Annotated in this window: 15 protein-coding genes; 13 read left to right on the top strand and 2 right to left on the bottom strand. The window is 47.9% G+C overall.

Going from position 1 to position 18633, the window contains the following annotated elements:
* Positions 1–81 precede the first annotated feature (81 nt).
* Entirely contained in the window at positions 82–816 is a 735-nt protein-coding gene (locus ACTHS4_RS07630) for a LytR/AlgR family response regulator transcription factor (RefSeq protein ID WP_036493381.1), read from the top strand.
* Positions 817–1092: 276 nt separating this feature from the next.
* Here ACTHS4_RS07630 and pilC read toward each other — a convergent pair whose 3' ends face one another.
* Complete coding sequence (pilC, locus tag ACTHS4_RS07625) at positions 1093–4587, bottom strand: PilC family type IV pilus tip adhesin (protein WP_070825603.1); 3495 nt, start codon at positions 4585–4587, stop codon at positions 1093–1095.
* A gap of 480 nt (positions 4588–5067) precedes the next feature.
* Here pilC and carA point away from each other — a divergent pair, with 480 nt between their 5' ends.
* The 3 genes from carA (at position 5068) to ACTHS4_RS07610 (ending at position 7153) form a co-directional block, all read left to right on the top strand.
* Entirely contained in the window at positions 5068–6198 is a 1131-nt protein-coding gene (gene carA, locus ACTHS4_RS07620; RefSeq protein WP_070825604.1) for a glutamine-hydrolyzing carbamoyl-phosphate synthase small subunit, read from the top strand.
* Positions 6199–6334: 136 nt separating this feature from the next.
* On the top strand, positions 6335–6592 hold the full coding sequence (locus ACTHS4_RS07615) for a SemiSWEET family transporter (RefSeq protein ID WP_049331825.1): 258 nt from the start codon (positions 6335–6337) through the stop codon (positions 6590–6592).
* Between the two features lie 171 nt (positions 6593–6763).
* A complete protein-coding gene (locus tag ACTHS4_RS07610; protein WP_070825605.1) occupies positions 6764–7153 on the top strand; it encodes an endonuclease domain-containing protein in 390 nt (129 codons plus the stop codon).
* Between the two features lie 365 nt (positions 7154–7518).
* Here ACTHS4_RS07610 and ACTHS4_RS07605 read toward each other — a convergent pair whose 3' ends face one another.
* Positions 7519–7668: a hypothetical protein gene (locus tag ACTHS4_RS07605; RefSeq protein WP_168167204.1), complete on the bottom strand. Its 150-nt coding sequence runs from the start codon at positions 7666–7668 to the stop codon at positions 7519–7521.
* Between the two features lie 55 nt (positions 7669–7723).
* Between ACTHS4_RS07605 and ACTHS4_RS07600 the strand changes: the two genes are divergently transcribed.
* The 9 genes from ACTHS4_RS07600 (at position 7724) to yacG (ending at position 18602) form a co-directional block, all read left to right on the top strand.
* The gene (locus ACTHS4_RS07600; RefSeq protein WP_070825606.1) at positions 7724–8353 is read left to right on the top strand and encodes a DUF6037 family protein; all 630 of its coding nucleotides are present in this window, start codon (positions 7724–7726) and stop codon (positions 8351–8353) included.
* Positions 8354–8382: 29 nt separating this feature from the next.
* Positions 8383–11598, top strand: coding sequence for a carbamoyl-phosphate synthase large subunit (gene carB, locus ACTHS4_RS07595; protein ID WP_440365669.1), 3216 nt, complete (start codon positions 8383–8385; stop codon positions 11596–11598).
* An 89-nt stretch (positions 11599–11687) separates the two neighbouring features.
* The gene (locus ACTHS4_RS07590; protein WP_070825608.1) at positions 11688–12446 is read left to right on the top strand and encodes a nucleotidyltransferase domain-containing protein; all 759 of its coding nucleotides are present in this window, start codon (positions 11688–11690) and stop codon (positions 12444–12446) included.
* A 14-nt stretch (positions 12447–12460) separates the two neighbouring features.
* Complete coding sequence (locus ACTHS4_RS07585) at positions 12461–13522, top strand: DNA polymerase beta superfamily protein (RefSeq protein ID WP_070825609.1); 1062 nt, start codon at positions 12461–12463, stop codon at positions 13520–13522.
* Positions 13523–13914: 392 nt separating this feature from the next.
* On the top strand, positions 13915–15594 hold the full coding sequence (pilB, locus tag ACTHS4_RS07580) for a type IV-A pilus assembly ATPase PilB (RefSeq protein ID WP_440365668.1): 1680 nt from the start codon (positions 13915–13917) through the stop codon (positions 15592–15594).
* 78 nt (positions 15595–15672) lie between these two features.
* Entirely contained in the window at positions 15673–16914 is a 1242-nt protein-coding gene (locus tag ACTHS4_RS07575) for a type II secretion system F family protein (protein ID WP_070825611.1), read from the top strand.
* A gap of 1 nt (position 16915) precedes the next feature.
* Entirely contained in the window at positions 16916–17803 is an 888-nt protein-coding gene (locus ACTHS4_RS07570; RefSeq protein WP_070825612.1) for a prepilin peptidase, read from the top strand.
* Positions 17803–18423, top strand: a complete 621-nt coding sequence (gene coaE, locus ACTHS4_RS07565) for a dephospho-CoA kinase (protein WP_440365667.1) — start codon at positions 17803–17805, stop codon at positions 18421–18423. The genes ACTHS4_RS07570 and coaE overlap by 1 nt, the downstream gene beginning before the upstream one ends.
* Complete coding sequence (gene yacG / locus ACTHS4_RS07560; protein WP_003682475.1) at positions 18420–18602, top strand: DNA gyrase inhibitor YacG; 183 nt, start codon at positions 18420–18422, stop codon at positions 18600–18602. Before coaE ends, yacG begins: the two co-directional genes overlap by 4 nt.
* The last annotated feature ends 31 nt before the right edge of the window (positions 18603–18633 follow it).

Here is an 18633-nt window from a genome sequence, read left to right as displayed (position 1 = left end):
GTAACAACATACGGCTGACGCGTTATTTGAGGATGACAAAGCGCGGCAGATCTCCCACGATACAACAAAAAGAATACCGCTATGCCAAGTGCCATTATTGTAGAAGACGAAGTATTAGCAGCAGAACGCTTACGTGTATTATTGGAAGAGTGCAATGTCGTACTGCTCAACGTCTTTCACCATGCCATGCCAGCATTGGAGTGGCTGAGTGTCCACGAAGTCGACATCGTATTTGCCGACATCGGCATGCCGGAAATCGACGGTCTCGAGTTTGTCGAACGCATTAAGCGTACCGCCAAACGCCAGCCGGAAATTGTATTCACCACAGCCTACGAAGAACACGCCCTGCGCGCGTTTGAGCTGGCCGCCGCAGACTATCTGCTCAAACCGATCAAAATGACCCGCCTGCAAACCGCGCTTGACCGCATCATCGAGAAAAACCGCGAAAAAGCAGACAGTTTCACCCATTTCAAAGTGTACAACCGCGAACGCATGGTTGAAATCCCATGGCAACAGGCGCGTTACCTGATGGCGGAACACAAAACCGTCTATCTGTTTACCGGCGACGGCCACAGCTACGAATTACCGAAGACCTTGGTTTACTGGGAAGAATTGCTGGGCGACAAAGTCATCCGCATCCACCGCAACGCCCTCGTCTTCCGCCACACCCTCGACAGCCTGATTCGACTGGACGATGACGAAAACGACGAATCCGCATCCACATGGGGCGCAAAAATTCTCGATATTCCGACCCCATTGCCCGTCAGCCGCCGGCAACTGTCCACCCTGCGGAAAATTATTAAAAACAGCATCTAACAATGCACTCCTTGACTGGCTCTTTTTAAATCAAAGGCCGTCTGAAAAGATATTTTCAGACGGCCTTTTAACTTCTCAGCTCAATAGTAGAAATTTTAAAAAAAGAATAGTCCAAGTCTGTCGTTTGGCTTTATCCAAGCTCTCAATTTGATTAAACCTTGTTATATCCACAAACAAGGCTTTCCATTTTTTAATCCAGCATCTCTCAATTACTACCACTCAACAGAAAAGGCCGTCTGAAAAATTCAGACGGCCTCGATACTTAAGCCTTACAGATTAAAAGAACAATTCACGCCAGCTGATGCGTTTGAGTCCGCATGTACGGCCTTGTACTTCCAGGCTAACCAGTTGGTTAGACAAGAGACTGCGATCGCCTTTGGTTGCAAAACATTTATTGTTTGGCACGCTCGGCGTAGCGTTCAACTCCTTATCCGTACCTGTACCGCCACTATCGCCATCGGCAGTTACCGGAGAATCGTCAGCTTTGCTGGAATTCATATAAGTAAAGTTGATAACGCCATCAAAAGTCATACCGTTGGCGTAATAAATCTGACCATTATTTTCACGTTTGTAGATAAATGTACGATCCTTGCGGGAGATACGCGCATCACGCAAGCCCAAACGACCGCCGTTTTCGGCATTTACGCCCAGAATAATCGTTTTCGCTGTCGTTTGTGTGGATGTACTGTCCGGCAAACAAACATCGGTACTGGAGGAATCAGTATGAATTGTTTTGGTTTCATACTTACGAATGGTTACAACGGCTGTACGCAAAATCATCGTCGGTTTGACAGTCACACGTTCATTCGGATCTAAAGTCAGACTCCAGCCTTTTTTGTCTTTGCCTACCTTATTGTCGCTAACATAAATATGTTCGCCGTCACTTTCTCTGGTTTGCTGTTCCAACTCACTGCTGTTTGCCAAAACTGCTTTTTTGGATTCATCAGTAGACACATCGTCGTAAATACCATAAACGGCATTGATTTGGCCATTGGTATTGGTCAATTCATTCTGATAAATCTCGCTACCCGTACCAAAAATAACGACATACTTATCTTTACTGCGGCGTGATACCGCAGGCGCAGAAGTAATCGGTTGATTACCCGATCCTTGGAAAATCATTTGCGCAGACCATTTGGACGGAGTTTCACCACTCAAGTCAAAGCGGAACATATTGCCGTAACGGTCGCCGGCATAAGCAATATCGACAATACCGTCAAAATCGGTGTCTACCAAAGTAGGAGTAGAGAGACCGCCTTTGCCATTCGGCGCAGGAATTTTAGCCAAGAGCTTGCCGGCACTGGAAACATTTTTACCGGTATCTTGCGTACCAGCTTCTTTACCCGTCATATCATAGATATACAAAGCCGTTTCATTGTCGGCACTGTTCACATCCTCAGTACGATAGCCGCTGGCCAAGAAACCCGAATAACGCACATTCGATTCCAGATTAACCGGGGTAGTATCGCGCTTGATAGACACACGACCAATTTGTGTCGAACCAATGGTATACCCCAGCTTATTACCAGAGCCTTTTTCTGTTTCAAACAAAGGTACAGTCTTATTCCAACCACTACGATCACTGTTCGCCACTGCACCAATATTCAACGCATACGCACCGCGTCCACCTTGACCCATCGCACCAAACATAAAGGTTTGCTTATCAGGCGTTTGGCGGAGAACAAAACCACCATTAACCATATAGCGGTGCGGCGTGCTGGAGCCGTAACCATCGCGAGCGACATCTTTCAGAACCTTGCCCAAAGTTGTCGCTTGACCTTGATCGTCCTCACGCTCCATGCCTGCCGGAATATAGCTGAGTTTCAAGTCATAAGGATTGCTAGTCGTACCATTACGGAAAATATGTACCATGCCGTCATTGGCAGCGGCGACCAAAAACTCTTGACGGTTGTCGCGCTTATCGCCAATAGCTGCAACCGAACCATCTAAAATATCACCTAGATTACGTTCATCTTTACTTGAATCAGCAGAATCTGTCGGACGAATTCGATAAGACTGGCTATAACCTTTTGTCTCCGCATCCGCTTTGATAATTTCATCACTACCTGCTCGACCAGTCCATTTCAGCAATGCATTTTTCCATTCCAACTTATCTTTCGCACTGCCGTCTGAAATGCCAAAATCGGCATTTGAAGCCTCATTGTCTGCAACTCTATCGATGAAATAGGTCTTGCTGCCGTCCTTAACCAAAGTAAGGCGGTTATTAAATGATGGCTGGTCAAACTTTGTCGTATTGATAGGCGTACCATCGCGGTTCAATTTATAAAACCGCAATTGACTACTCCAAGAGCTGGTATTCAAATGAACCGTTGCCGCCATATCGGGAATACCTGTACTGGTCGTTGCAGGCGCAGTTGAAGATGTTCCCTCAAATTTTGTTATTTTACTGTCATTTTCAATATTGTCGACAATGGTCTTGAAAGCATCGAGCAACTTTTCAGGTTTTGAGGCATTGAAATACCAGTCTGGGCGACTGGCACCCTTTTCCAGATACTCTCTCCCGACTTTAGAGATTCCCTCACCAAAGCCCACGGTAAAAGTCTGAACCAATTGCTTACTATAATCTAAACCTTTAGGGTCGTTTGGATCACCATCCCAGCTCTTACCTGCATCATCTTTGCCATCTTTTTCTGTTTTGATGTCTTTTTCTGCCAAAGTCTGACTAAAGAATCGCATACCGCGTTTTTCATCCTTATAGTTCCTATCCCAATAAGGAACAATAATTTCGCCAAGGCCTTGGACTTCTTTCTTACCATCTTTTTCACCTAAAAGAACCCAATTCCCTGAAGCATCTTTTGCATAATCAGTATATTGACATTGAAACTTTTTCTCCCCTTCAGGAGTATTCAATCGCGGATCATAATTTGGCAGATCAAAATTTCCTTCAAGGCCGTTTCCTGAAAATTTCTTACCTTGCCCATATTTATCTTCATAAGCTTTTACTTCAGACGGCCCAAAATATTGATATACAGACGTATCCGCACTATGCTCAATAGCACGGTAATAGTTTGAATAATAATAATTTCGATCATAGTTGAAGCTAGTATTACGAGATTTACGCGGATCCTCACCAGAAGCCTGATTACTACAACTTAAGTTCGCATCACCATCAGATACCACAACGACATAGGACTTCTGGCAACGGTATTTGATATTGGGGATAACGAAATTTTTGACGACTTCATAATAACGGCGCGTTGTCGGCGTAGCTTGGTAAGCCAACATCTCATCTACCTTTTTACTGACATATTCCCAGTTTCGACCGGCAGAACCATCCGTAAAGCCTTCAGAATCCTTCATATCGCCTTTGGTATCGTCGGGGCTAGGCAGTTCTGCATATGCGTAAAGAGCATTATTCTCTTTCCTTTTTTTCTCATCCCATTTCCAATACCGAGGATTATTGTGCAAAGTCTGCAAACCCCAGTTAAACTGATCTTTATATTGCGCCAAAACCTGCTTTAATGCCGATTTTGCAATATTGATTTTTTTTTGCTCATCACGGACATGATAATCACCCTTTGCATCAGCCAACATACTGCCCGAGTCATCAATCAAAAACATAATATTGTGTTTGACTTTGGGTTGGCCGTTGATGGAGGTTTCGTTTTGCAGGTAAAACGGAATTTTGGCAAATTGCTGCGTATTTGCCTGAACGGAAAAGCTGATAAGCGCTAAAGCGGAAGCAACGCTTGCATGAATAAGGCGATGGCGGCCTGATGGAGCGTCTTGCATAATGTGTTCTTTTTTCATCGGATAATCTCAGCTAGAAATGACATTGTTTTTATTTTTTATAAGGCTACGATTTTAGCATAAACAGCCTGTTCCATGTTTGATTCGGCTGAATTTCCCTATGCCTGCATTTCAAACACAACAAAAATGAAACAATCTGCCTGATCAGTTTTCAGACGGCCCGACTGGATATTTAGTTCAACCTTACTCATCAAGCATTCCAAAAGCAAGGGATTGTCCCGTAAAGGTAAAACATTTTTAAATTATCGACTCCTTGCTCTATGCTTGAAATCCCTATCATTTTGACTTAAAATACACTGCTTCTACGGCATAGACCGCTATGTCTGAAAAAGCACGTTACACAGCAAAATCAAAGCTGCGGAGCGTGTTTTTTTTTAGCCGAGATTTCCGAAGGCTGTCTTTTTTGTAAACAATTTTATTTTTCAGACGGCCCGACCCATTTTTTCGAACCGACCATCATCAGGCAAACAGGATTCCATCATGACCACTCCGGCTCTTCTCGTTCTCGCTGACGGCAGCGTATTTCACGGCACATCAATCGGTTACGAAGGTTCGACTTCCGGCGAAGTCGTGTTCAACACTTCCATGACCGGCTATCAGGAAATCCTGACCGACCCTTCCTACTGCAAACAAATCGTTACCCTCACCTATCCACATATCGGCAACACCGGCACCAACGCCGAAGATGAAGAAAGCCGCAGCGTTTACGCCGCCGGTTTGATTATCCGCGACCTGCCGCTGTTGCACAGCAACTTCCGCGCATCCGAAAGCCTGCACGACTATTTGGTACGCAACCAAACCGTCGCCATCGCCGACATCGATACCCGCCGCCTGACCACCCTGTTGCGTGAAAAAGGTTCACAAGGCGGTGCAATCTTGACCGGTGCAGATGCCACGGTTGAAAAAGCACAAGAACTGATTGCCGCATTCGGCAGCATGGTCGGCAAAGACTTGGCAAAAGAAGTTTCCTGCACAGAAACTTACGAATGGACCGAAGGCGAATGGGAATTGGGCAAAGGTTTCGTTACCCCTTCCGAACAGCCTTACCACGTCGTCGCCTACGATTTCGGCGTCAAAACCAACATCCTGCGCATGCTCGCCTCGCGCGGTTGCCGCCTGACCGTTGTTCCCGCACAAACCAGCGCGGAAGAAGTATTGGCACTCAATCCTGACGGCGTATTCCTGTCCAACGGCCCCGGCGACCCCGAGCCTTGCGACTACGCCATCAAAGCCGTACAAAAACTGATGGAAAGCGGCAAACCGATTTTCGGTATTTGTTTGGGACACCAGCTGATCAGCCTCGCTATCGGCGCGAAAACCCTGAAAATGCGCTTCAGCCATCACGGTGCCAACCACCCTGTACAAGATTTGGATAGTGGCAAAGTCGTCATTACCAGCCAAAACCACGGTTTCGCCGTCGATGCCGACACTTTGCCTACCAACGCACGCATTACCCACAAATCCTTGTTCGACAACACCTTGCAAGGTATCGAACTGACAGACAAACCCGTGTTCTGCTTCCAAGGCCACCCCGAAGCCAGCCCGGGTCCGCAAGATGTCGGTTATCTGTTTGACAAATTCATTGACAATATCAAAGCAACAAAACAATAAAGCTGATTTTTTCAGACGGCCACACTCAACTCAACAACAGGCCGTCTGAAAACCAAACTTCAAAAATATAAATTCAGGCACACTCTCAACATCTACACAGTCTGAAACCCAACCCTCGAATCAGAAAGGAAGAACCATGACAGAAAAACAAATGCGCATTCTTTCCGTCGTCGCCACCCTGACCGCCGTCGGTATGTACGTTTCCTACATCCCACAAATCCAAAACAACCTTGCCGGCAACCCCGGCTCACCACTGCAACCCCTCGTCGCCGCCATCAACTGCACATTATGGGTTGCCTACGGCTTTTTAAAAGAAAAACGCGACTACCCCGTCATGCTGGCAAACGCCCCGGGCATCATTTTGGGCTTGATTACGTTTGTCACTAGTTTTTAAGGAAGTTTTCAGACGGCCTGTGCAACATAAAAACGCAAAAGGTCGTCTGAAAAAAGATTGTCTTGCCGCAACATTTAATTCAATCAGCAAACCCTCCCCCTCCCGTAGGAGAGGGCTAAGGAGAGTGCAACAGGCCGCAAGGCTTACACAAACAGCAATCCGACAACAAAAATGAACCCGCCCGAAAAACTATTGACCGCCGACAACCCCGCCCTGCGCCAACGCGCCAAAGCCATGCGTCAACAAATGAGCGAGGCGGAAGCAAAATTGTGGCAGCACCTGAGGGCAGGCCGTCTGAACGGCTATAAATTCCGCCGCCAGCAGCCGATGGGAAATTATATTGTTGATTTTATGTGCGTAACGCCTAAGCTGATTGTCGAAGCAGACGGCGGGCAACATACAGAACAAGCCGCATACGACCACGCGCGGACGGCATATCTCAACAGCTTGGGCTTTACCGTGCTGCGTTTTTGGAACCACGAAATTTTGCAGCAGACAAACGATGTACTGGCAGAAATCCTGCGCGTGTTGCAAGAATTGGAAAAGCAGCCTGCACGGTAGCAGATGACTGATTTTGATTGTATTTTGAAAATAATAGGATACAGATTGCCTGAATTGGGCGTTTAAAAGGCCGTCTGAAAAGCAAAAAAAGCAGACTGCACACTCGTTTTCCTTGCGGAATCCTTAACCCCAACAGCCACCCCGTCCTCTCTCCCCGTGGGAGAGAGCTAGAGAGAGGGCAACAAGCCGCAAGGCTTGTATTTTGGGCGGTTAGGGTGTTGGGAAAGATTGCTGCAATTGGGAGAATACCCTCTCCCCAGCCCTCCCCCACGGGGGAGGGAGCAGGTTACAGCGAATTTAAGCGTTACAGGTCGGCTGAAAAAGAATGCCCGGAACATCAACAGCAGGAATTTTTCAGGTAGCCTTTATCGCAAGGCAGATGGAACAAACGCCGCGAGCGTTTTTTTCAGACGACCTTTGAACCCATCGGCAGGGTGTGTGCCGCAAGGCACGCACGCGGTGGGTTGGGGTTGCAGGGGAAATGGAAAACGCGTGCGTGCGTGCGTACCGCACACACCCTACATTCAGGCTACGGCTTGCTTACTAAGTACATTTATTTAGGAATATGAAATGGCGCTCAACAATTTAAGAGATTTACTGGATGATATGAAGAGTAAAAACAGAACGATTGAAGCATTTCCTTTTAATTATAATCAAGGGCAATATGCTGTTATTTTGACCAGATATAAACCTGATGAATCCAAACCGCATCAATCTGCACAAGCAAAATTAGAGTTTTTTAATTTGAATAGTGGTAATTCAATATTTGCATACGCTAATTTTTCTCAAATTAATTTCAAAAATGCTAATGATTTTATTAATTTTTTTAAAATTAATGTTCAAGCTGGTACTGCGACAATCAGAGAAATTTTTCAGAGTTTTAGTAATTTTTTTGCAGATTTCATTCCAACACAAACTAAAAAAGATTTAGACATAATTTATAAAAGGATTGTAGCTACTCGTTTAGAACCTAACTCTCCTAACACTATTTATTGCTATGATGTCCGTAGAAACGGGAAAGATAAGGCTGGTAAGCCTAATCGCAGGAGCGTGGAAAATAGTGAAAAAGCAAAAATTTTGCGCCCAGAGTTATACGAAAAATTTAAAGCCGATAGTAATTACAGTTTTTTCTTTTCAGATAATCCAAGTGATGAAAAAACAGATGCAGAAATAATTAGAGAAGTTACCAATCGTCAATAATCCAAATTATTCAAAAGAAAGACCCACCCATGCCCAAACGTACCGACCTAAAATCCATCCTTATCATCGGCGCCGGCCCTATCGTTATCGGTCAAGCCTGCGAATTTGACTATTCGGGCGCACAGGCCTGCAAGGCTTTGCGTGAAGAAGGCTATAAAGTCATTCTGGTGAATTCCAACCCCGCCACGATTATGACCGACCCTGAAATGGCGGATGTTACCTACATCGAGCCGATTATGTGGCAGACGGTGGAGAAGATTATCGCCAAAGAGCGGCCCGACGCGATTCTGCCCACGATGGGCGGCCAGACTGCGCTGAACTGTGCGCTGGATTTGGCGCGCAACGGCGTGTTGGCGAAATACAATGTCGAGTTAATCGGCGCAACGGAAGACGCGATCGACAAGGCGGAAGACCGCGGCCGCTTTAAGGAGGCGATGGAGAAAATCGGCCTCTCCTGCCCGAAATCCTTTGTCTGCCACACGATGAACGAAGCCTTGGCGGCGCAGGAACAGGTCGGCTTCCCTACCCTGATTCGTCCTTCTTTCACGATGGGCGGTTCGGGCGGCGGCATTGCCTACAACAAAGATGAGTTTTTGGCGATTTGCGAACGCGGTTTCGATGCGTCGCCTACGCATGAGCTGCTGATTGAACAGTCTGTTCTCGGCTGGAAAGAGTACGAGATGGAAGTTGTCCGCGATAAAAACGACAACTGTATCATTATCTGTTCGATTGAAAACTTCGACCCGATGGGCGTGCATACGGGCGACTCCATCACTGTTGCGCCTGCACAAACATTGACCGACAAAGAATACCAAATCATGCGTAATGCTTCGTTGGCAGTATTGCGCGAAATCGGCGTGGATACCGGCGGCTCAAACGTTCAGTTTGCGGTGAACCCTGAAAACGGCGAGATGATTGTCATTGAGATGAACCCGCGCGTGAGCCGTTCTTCCGCGTTGGCATCTAAAGCAACCGGCTTCCCGATTGCCAAAGTAGCAGCCAAACTGGCTGTCGGCTTTACGCTGAACGAGCTGCGCAACGACATCACCGGCGGCCGCACGCCCGCGTCGTTCGAGCCTTCCATCGACTATGTCGTGACCAAAATCCCGCGTTTCGCGTTTGAAAAATTCCCCGCCGCAGACGACCGCCTGACCACGCAAATGAAATCGGTGGGCGAAGTAATGGCGATGGGCCGTACCATTCAGGAAAGCTTCCAAAAAGCCCTGCGCGGCTTGGAAACAGGCTTGTGCGGCTTCAATCCGCGCAGCGAAGACAAAGCGGAAATCCGCCGCGAACTGGCGAACCCAGGCCCTGAGCGTATGCGGTTTGTGGCAGACGCGTTCCGCACGGGCTTCACGCTGGAAGAAATCCACGAAATCTGCGCCATCGACCCTTGGTTCTTGGCTCAAATCGAAGACTTGGTGAAAGAAGAGCAGCAGGTAAGTGCAGGCTGCCTGCAAGATTTGGATTTCGCCGCCTTACGTCGTCTGAAACGCAAAGGCTTCTCCGACAAACGTATCGCCCAGCTTTTGGGCGTAAAAGAAAAAGCAGTGCGCGAACACCGCTACACGCTGAAGCTGCATCCCGTCTATAAACGCGTCGATACCTGCGCCGCCGAGTTCGCCACCGAAACCGCCTACCTCTACTCCACTTACGAAGAAGAATGCGAATCCCGTCCTTCCGACCGTAAAAAAGTGATGATTCTCGGCGGCGGTCCAAACCGTATCGGCCAAGGTATTGAATTTGACTACTGCTGCGTTCATGCCGCACTCGCCCTGCGCGAATCCGGTTTTGAAACCATCATGGTCAACTGCAACCCCGAAACCGTGTCCACCGACTTCGACACCAGCGACCGCCTGTACTTCGAGCCGCTGACATTGGAAGACGTATTGGAAATCGTTCGCACCGAAAACCCATGGGGCGTGATTGTTCATTACGGCGGCCAAACTCCGCTCAAACTGGCCAATGCCTTGGTGGCAAACGGCGTAAACATCATCGGCACATCTGCCGACAGCATCGACGCTGCCGAAGACCGCGAACGCTTCCAAAAAGTATTGAACGACTTAGGCCTGCGTCAACCTCCTAACCGCATCGCCCACAACGAAGAAGAAGCACTCGTGAAAGCCGAAGAAATCGGTTATCCGTTGGTTGTCCGTCCTTCTTACGTACTCGGCGGCCGCGCCATGCAGATTGTTCACTCTGCAGAAGAGTTGCAAAAATACATGCGTGAAGCCGTACAAGTTTCCGAAGACAGCCCCGTATTGCTCGACTTCTTCTTGAACAACGCCATCGAAGTGGACGTAGACTGCGTTTCAGACGGCCAAGACGTCGTGATCGGCGGCATCATGCAACACGTCGAACAAGCAGGTATCCACTCCGGCGACTCCGGCTGCTCATTGCCTCCATACTCATTGGACGAAGAAATTCAAGACGAAATCCGCCGTCAAACCAAAGCCATGGCATACGCACTGGGCGTGGTCGGCTTGATGAACGTACAGTTTGCCGTACAAGACGGCGTGGTCTTCGTACTGGAAGTAAACCCACGTGCCAGCCGTACCGTACCGTTCGTATCCAAAGCCACCGGCGTACCGCTTGCCAAAGTCGGCGCACGCGTGATGGCAGGCATTTTGCTGAAAGAGCAAGGTGTAGAAAAAGAAGTCATCCCGGACTTCTACGCCGTTAAAGAAGCCGTGTTCCCATTCATCAAATTCCCGGGTGTGGACACCATTCTCGGCCCTGAAATGCGCTCTACCGGCGAAGTCATGGGCGTAGGCGCAAGCTTTGGCGAAGCCTACTTCAAAGCCCAACTCGGTGCAGGCGAACGCTTGAGCACAACCGGCAAAGTGTTCCTCGCCGTACGCGACGAAGACAAACCGCTCATCGTCAAAACCGCACAAAACTTCCAAGCACTCGGCTACGGTGTCTGCGCCACACGCGGTACCGCCGAATACTTGAAAGAACACGGTATCATCGTGCAAGCGGTTAACAAAGTGCAGGAAGGCCGCCCACACATCGTGGACGCAATTAAAAACGGCGAAATCGCACTGGTGGTCAACACCGTCGGCAGCACAGTGCAATCTGTCACCGACAGCCACAGCATCCGCCGCACCTCCCTCACCCAACGCGTACCGCAATACACCACCATCGCCGGCGGCGAAGCCATGAGCGAAGGCGCAAAAAGCCGCGAACACTTGGGCGTGTACAGCGTACAGGAATTGCATGGCCGTCTGAAAAACAAAGCCTAATCAATCCTAGCGGATTTAAAGCTAAAAGGCCGTCTGAAACCTGCTTGCTCAGTTTCAGACGGCCTTTCTGCAAAAATAAGGAAAACGTAATGAAACAAACCATTCAAGAAAAACTGACTCAAATTTCACTTACCGAACCGCTGCACTTTCTGCTGGCGGCGGAGAGCGGAAGCCGCGCATGGGGCTTTGCTTCGCCCGACAGCGATTATGACGTTCGCGCTGTTTATATCCGTCCGCAAGAACATTATCTGCAAATCGATGAAGCAAAAGATACGTTTGAATTTATTGAAAACCAATGGTTTGACGTAGGCGGCTGGGACATCCGCAAGGCTTTGCGCCTATTGAGAAAAAGCAATGCTGTATTGCTGGAATGGCTGCGTTCGCCGATTGTTTATACACAAGATGAGGCATTCATAGGCCGTCTGAACGAACTTGCGCCTCAATACGTCCAAGCCGCCGCGTTGTTGCACCATTATCGCGGTATCGCCGGCAATGCTTTGAAAGCCATGGATTTGGCGCAGCCGATTAAATTGAAGAAATGGTTTTACGTCTTGCGCCCTTTATTGGCGGCTCGCTGGGCAGTGAAACAAGGCGGTATTCCGCCAATGACTTTGGTTGAGTTGATGAATGAGTGGCAGACAGATTGTGCTACCCAAATTACTGATCTGGTCGCATTAAAAGCAGGGCAGAACGAAAGTTATCTGCACACATTATCTCCAGAGCTGCAAAAGCTGACTGTTGATCTATATAACGAAGTTTCTGCCTTGTCTGCCCCTGCTACCGAACCTGCCGGTAGCAGGCCTTTGAACGAATTGTTCCGCTCCACCTTGGCAACCATTTATCCGTAAAAGGCCGTCTGAATATGCTGACCCTCGAAGACTTGCACACGCAAAACCTGATTCTGCTTGAAGCCGTGTCCGGCAGCCGCGCCTACGGTTTGGCAACGCCCGAGTCCGATACCGACATCAAAGGCGTGTTTTACCTGCCCAAATCCATGTTTTACGGCATGGAATACATCCCACAAATCAGCAATGAAACTAACGATATTGTATATTACGAACTGGGACGGTTTATCGAATTGCTGTTGCAAAGTAATCCAAACACGCTGGAGCTGCTGGCTTCCCCTTCCGACTGCGTGCGATACCGTTCACCATTGATGGATGCGTTCAAAACCGAATGGTTTATCTCCAAAACCTGCCAGCAAAGTTTTGCAGGCTATGCCTACGGACAAATCAAAAAAGCACGGGGATTGAATAAAAAAATCAGCAATCCGATGCCGTCTGAAAAGAAAAGCATCCTTGATTTCTGCCACATCATAGAAGGCAGGCAAACTGTACCGTTACCGTACTGGCTTACACAACGCGGAATGGAACAAAGGCGTGTAGGCTTAATCAAAATAGCCCACGCCCGAGAACTTTATGCCCTGTTTTACGATGCCGACGGCACACTTGGCTACCACGGTATTGCACCCAAACCCGAAGCCACAACGCTGTCACTCAGCACTATTCCAGAAGGCGAAACACCGCTTGCCCATCTATCCTTCAACCAAGACGGATACAGCAGCTACTGCCACGAATATGCCTCTTATCAACAATGGCTGACAGAACGCAACGAAACACGCTATCAAGGCACGCAGGCGCACGGCCAAGGTTACGATGCAAAAAATATGATGCACACCTTCCGCCTGCTTGAGACCGCACACGATATTGCCCTTCATGGCGAAATCCGTCCACGCCGTCCCAATCGTGACGAATTGCTGGCCATCAAGCGCGGCTCTTTTCCTTACGATGAACTGTTGGTGCGTGCAGAAACATTGATTAACGAAGTAGAAAATTTGTTCGCCCAGTCCGATCTGCCGGAAGCTGTAAACAGCACTTTGGCAATCAATGCCCTTGTCGAAATCCGAACCAAGATTTACGGATAAGAGAATCAAAAACAGAGGCCGTCTGAAATTATGTGTTTCCGCTTTTCAGACGGCCTTTTCATATTTCAAATTCCAACCGTCTATCCATCAAAACAACCTTTTCTGCCATCTCCAAACAAGCAATAGCAACATGAAATATAATTTCGTTATTGATTGGATTCATACGACAAAATTGTTGTTTTTTCATCATAATCCAAAAATATCGAGTTTAACGCCTATTCTCCTTGCTTTATAATGGCCGTCTGAAATAAAAATACAATTAAAGCAGAAGCATGTCTTTGCAACTTAAGCAGATTTGCATAATTGAATATATGCTTTAATCATAATAATGATAAAATAATACGGCTTTCCTCTAAATTAAAGGGAAAACTGCACAAGAAACGGAAAATAAAATGAGTGTCGGATTATTGCGTGTTTTGGTTCAAAGCCAGACCATCTCAAATCAACAAGCGGAACATTACAACAGCCTTTTACAATCAGGCAAAGAAATCCTACCCAACCTGTTTTCAGACGGCATCATCTCCCCTAAAGCTTTGGGAGAGTTAGTCGCGCGTGTATTCAGCTATCCTCTTTTGGATTTGCACTACTACCCGCGCAATAATGTAGTCAGCGACATTCTGACGGAAGAGCAAATGGTGCAAAACCGTTGCATTCCAATTTTCAAACGTGGACGCAAGGTTTATTTCGCCGTATCCGATCCAACCCAAATCCAAAACTTTCAAAAAATCGCTTTTGCTTCAGGTTTAAGTGTCGACTTGGTAGTGGTTCCAGACGACCAGCTCAGCTCATTACTGGAATGGTTGGGCCAACGTTCGACCACCATTCTGAAAGAAATCAACGACGAACATGAAGCAACGCAGCAATCTCAGTCGCTTTATATCGATAACGAAGAGGCTGAAGACGGCCCCATCCCCCGTTTCATCCACAAAACCTTATCCGATGCCCTGAACGCAGGCGCATCGGACATCCACTTTGAATTCTACGAACAAATGGCGCGCGTCCGTTTCCGTGTGGACGGACAATTGCGTGAAGTCGTACAGCCGCCTGTTGCCGTACGCGGCCAGTTGGCATCGCGTATCAAAGTGATGGCGCGTTTGGATATTTCCGAAAAACGTATTCCGCAAGACGGTAGAATTCAAATTGCCTTCCATAAACACGGCCGTCCGATTGACTTCCGTGTCAGCACGTTGCCGACATTGTTTGGCGAAAAAGTGGTAATGCGTATCCTAAATTCCGATGGTACATCGCTCAATATCGACCAGCTCGGTTTAGAGCCTTTCCAAAAAGAAATGCTGCTTGAGTCCATCAACCGCCCTTACGGCATGGTATTGGTTACCGGCCCGACAGGTTCGGGCAAAACCGTTTCTCTCTACACCTGTCTGAGTATTTTAAATACGGAAGATGTAAACATTTCGACGGCAGAAGATCCGGCCGAGATTAACCTGCCGGGCGTCAACCAAGTCAACGTCAATGAAAAACAAGGTCTGACGTTTGCCGCCGCACTCCGATCCTTCTTGCGTCAAGATCCTGATATTATTATGGTCGGTGAGATTCGTGACTTGGAAACCGCCGACATCGCCATTAAAGCCGCCCAAACCGGCCACATGGTTTTCTCTACCCTGCATACCAATAACGCACCGGCCACTCTGTCCCGCCTTTTGAATATGGGCGTAGCGCCTTTCAATATCGCCAGCTCGGTCAGCCTGATTATGGCGCAAAGGCTGTTGCGCAGACTGTGTCCAAACTGCAAACGCGAAGTTGAGCGCCCGCCGGTTCCGGCATTGAAAAAAGCCGGCTTTACCGATGCGGACTTGGCTCAAGATTGGAAACTCTACCGCCCGGTTGGTTGCGACAGCTGCCGCGGCAAAGGCTTTAAAGGCCGCGTCGGTATTTATGAAGTCATGCCGGTCAGCGACGAAATGCAAAAAGTCATTATGAACAACGGTACGGAAGTTGATATCATGAACATGGCCTACCAGGAAGGCATGGTAGACTTGCGTCGTGCCGGCCTCATGAAAGTCATGCAAGGCCTGACCTCGTTGGAAGAAGTGACTGCTCATACCAATGACTAAACTGCCATATTTTCAAAATTAAAATAAAGCGGCACGGGGAAACAGTCCGCTTTATTTCTTACTAACAAGGGATAACTCATGGCTCAAGCAGAGCAAAAAAGAAGTCTGTTCGGCTCAAGAAGCAAAGGCAAGCGTTTTACATTTGAAGGAAAAAATACCGAGACCGAACGTCTTGTCCGTGGTGAAGTAGTTGCCAAAGACGAAGAAGAAGCACGCAAAAAACTCCAACGCAGAGGCATTCGTCCTTTGCGTATCAGTAAGGTCAAAACCGCACGCAAACGCCGTATTACCCAAGAAGACATTACAGTGTTCACCCGCCAACTGGCAACGATGATGAAGGCAGGCTTGCCGCTGATGCAGGCTTTTGAAATCGTTGCGCGTGGCCACTCCAATCCGAGCATGACCGAAATGCTGATGCAGGTTCGCTCCGATGTCGAACAAGGTAGCGCATTAGGCAAATCGTTCTCCAAATATCCAAAATATTTCGACCGTTTCTATTGCAATCTGGTCAGCGCAGGCGAATCCGGCGGCGTACTGGAAAGCCTATTGGACAAACTGGCTGTCTATAAAGAAAAAACCCAGGCCATTAAGAAAAAGGTTAAAACCGCACTGACCTACCCAATTGCCATTATCGTGGTGGCGATTGCGCTTATCTTCATCATGATGATGTTTGTACTGCCTGCCTTTAAAGAAGTTTATGCCAATATGGGTGCAGAGCTGCCAAGCCTTACCCAACTCGTCATGAGCTTATCCGATTTATTCGTCGACTATGGCTGGATTATGATCATCCTTTTGATTGTTTCCGCCTTCGGTCTGTACAAACTCCATGAAAAATCGCCTACTTTCCAAAAACGAATCGATGCTTTGATTTTGAGACTGCCTGTTTTTGGCACCATCGTCCGAAAAGCAACCATCGCCCGTTGGGCGCGTACGACCTCCACCCTCTTCGCAGCCGGTGTTCCTTTAGTGGAAGTATTAGATTCAGTTGCAGGCGCATCTGGCAATATTCTCTATGAAGAAGCCACTCAAGACATTCGAGCCAAGGTAACCCAAGGTCTGTCACTGACATCCAGTATGCAAAGTACTGATATGTTCCCCAATATGGTGATCCAAATGGTGGCCATCGGCGAAGAGTCAGGCTCTTTGGACGATATGCTGAACAAAACAGCCGAATTCTACGAAGATGAAGTAGACAACTCCGTCTCCCGATTGTCTCACTTGATGGAACCTATCATCATGGTGGTATTGGGTTCGCTCATCGGTATCTTGCTGATTGCCATGTATCTGCCGTTGTTTAACTTGGGTAATGTCGTAGGTTGATATGCTTAATAGTATTTACTCTGCCATTGACACCCTCTCCGTTCTTGCACCATTCGCTATTCCTTTAGCCGTTATTTTAGGATTGCTGATTGGCAGCTTTCTGAACGTTGTCATTTATCGCACGCCGATAATGATGGAACGCGAATGGACACAATTTTCTAAAGAGCATTTGGGTATCGAACTGACAGACGAAGAAAAACAGCCATTTAATCTGCACAAACCAGATTCACGCTGCCCAAAATGTAAAAGCCCAGTCAAACTTTGGCAAAACATCCCCATCCTCAGCTATGTTTTACTGGGTGGGAAATGCCACTCCTGCAAAACCGCTATCGGCATACGCTATCCACTGATTGAGCTGCTGACAGGCGTCTTATTCGGTATTGTCGCGTGGCAATACGGCTGGTCATGGGCAACTATTGGCGGATTAATTCTAACTGCCATACTGATTGCACTGACCTTTATCGATGCCGATACGCAATATTTGCCCGACAGCCTGACTCAGCCCCTAATTTGGATCGGCCTGCTGTTTAATCTGAATGACACATTCGTGCCCCTGCATCCAGCCGTTTTAGGCGCAATCGCAGGCTATATGAGCCTTTATACTTTATGCGCCGTCTATAAACTTCTGACCGGTAAAATCGGCATGGGCAATGGCGACTTCAAACTTTTGGCCGCGCTCGGTGCATGGCTGGGCGTAGGTATCTTGCCTGTTCTGATCTTCATGGCTGCCTTGGTCGGACTGGTGGGCGCACTCATTGCCCGCGTCGGCAAAGGCCAATATTTTGCTTTTGGTCCCAGCCTTGCTGTGGCAGGATGGATTATTTTAGTTGCCAATGCACCTATTACCCAACTGGTACAATGGTGGCTCGTACAATCAGGATTCCGATAATGACATTATGGATAGGCTTGACCGGCGGTATCGGCAGCGGCAAATCATCTATTGCCCAAATGTTTGCCGAACTTGGCGTACCCATTATCGATGCCGATGCCATCAGCCGCTCACTGACCGCTGAAAACGGCGAAGCCCTTCCTGCCATCCACCAACTTTTCGGCGATGAGGTTTTTGACAGCGAAGGCCGTCTGAATCGTATGACTTTACGGGAAAAAGTTTTCAGACGGCCTCAATCCAAAAAACAACTGGAAAACCTGCTTCTACCGTTAATCTTAAACAAAATCCAACAGCAGAAACAACAACTTGCTTCCTCTACTTACGGCATTATCGATGTCCCGCTTTTAGTTGAGAATCTGGCATTTAAAGCGGAGACCGACCACATTTTGGTTGTAGATGTTCCAGAGTCCGTCCAAATCGAACGCGTACACCAACGCAATGGTTTTTCAGACGAACAAACGCGACAAATCATGGCCACCCAAGCTTCCCGATCTGACAGACTGCTGCATGCCGACGATGTATTGGACAATACCCATAGCATGGAAGAAGCAAAAATCAAGGTTGTCCACTTGCATCAATACTATCAATCCATTGCACAAACTCTGAAAGAAACTGCATGACCGCTCCTGTTGTAAAATGCCCAACCTGCCACAAAGAAGTCGTTTGGAACACCGACAGCCCCTACCGCCCTTTCTGCAGCAAACGGTGCAAACTCATTGATTTAGGCGAATGGGCACAAGAAAAATACACCGTTTCTTCGGAAGACGACCCCTTTTCAGACCTGTTGGACGGCAAATAAACTGCGCAGCCTTCTTCAGCCTATCCAAAAC

Origin of the sequence: Neisseria sp. P0014.S009 (assembly GCF_051958155.1) — a bacterium.
Taxonomy (GTDB): Bacteria; Pseudomonadota; Gammaproteobacteria; order Burkholderiales; family Neisseriaceae; genus Neisseria; species Neisseria flavescens_C.
The sequence above is the reverse complement of the archived record's forward strand: the minus strand, read 5'-3'. Positions and strand labels throughout refer to the sequence as shown.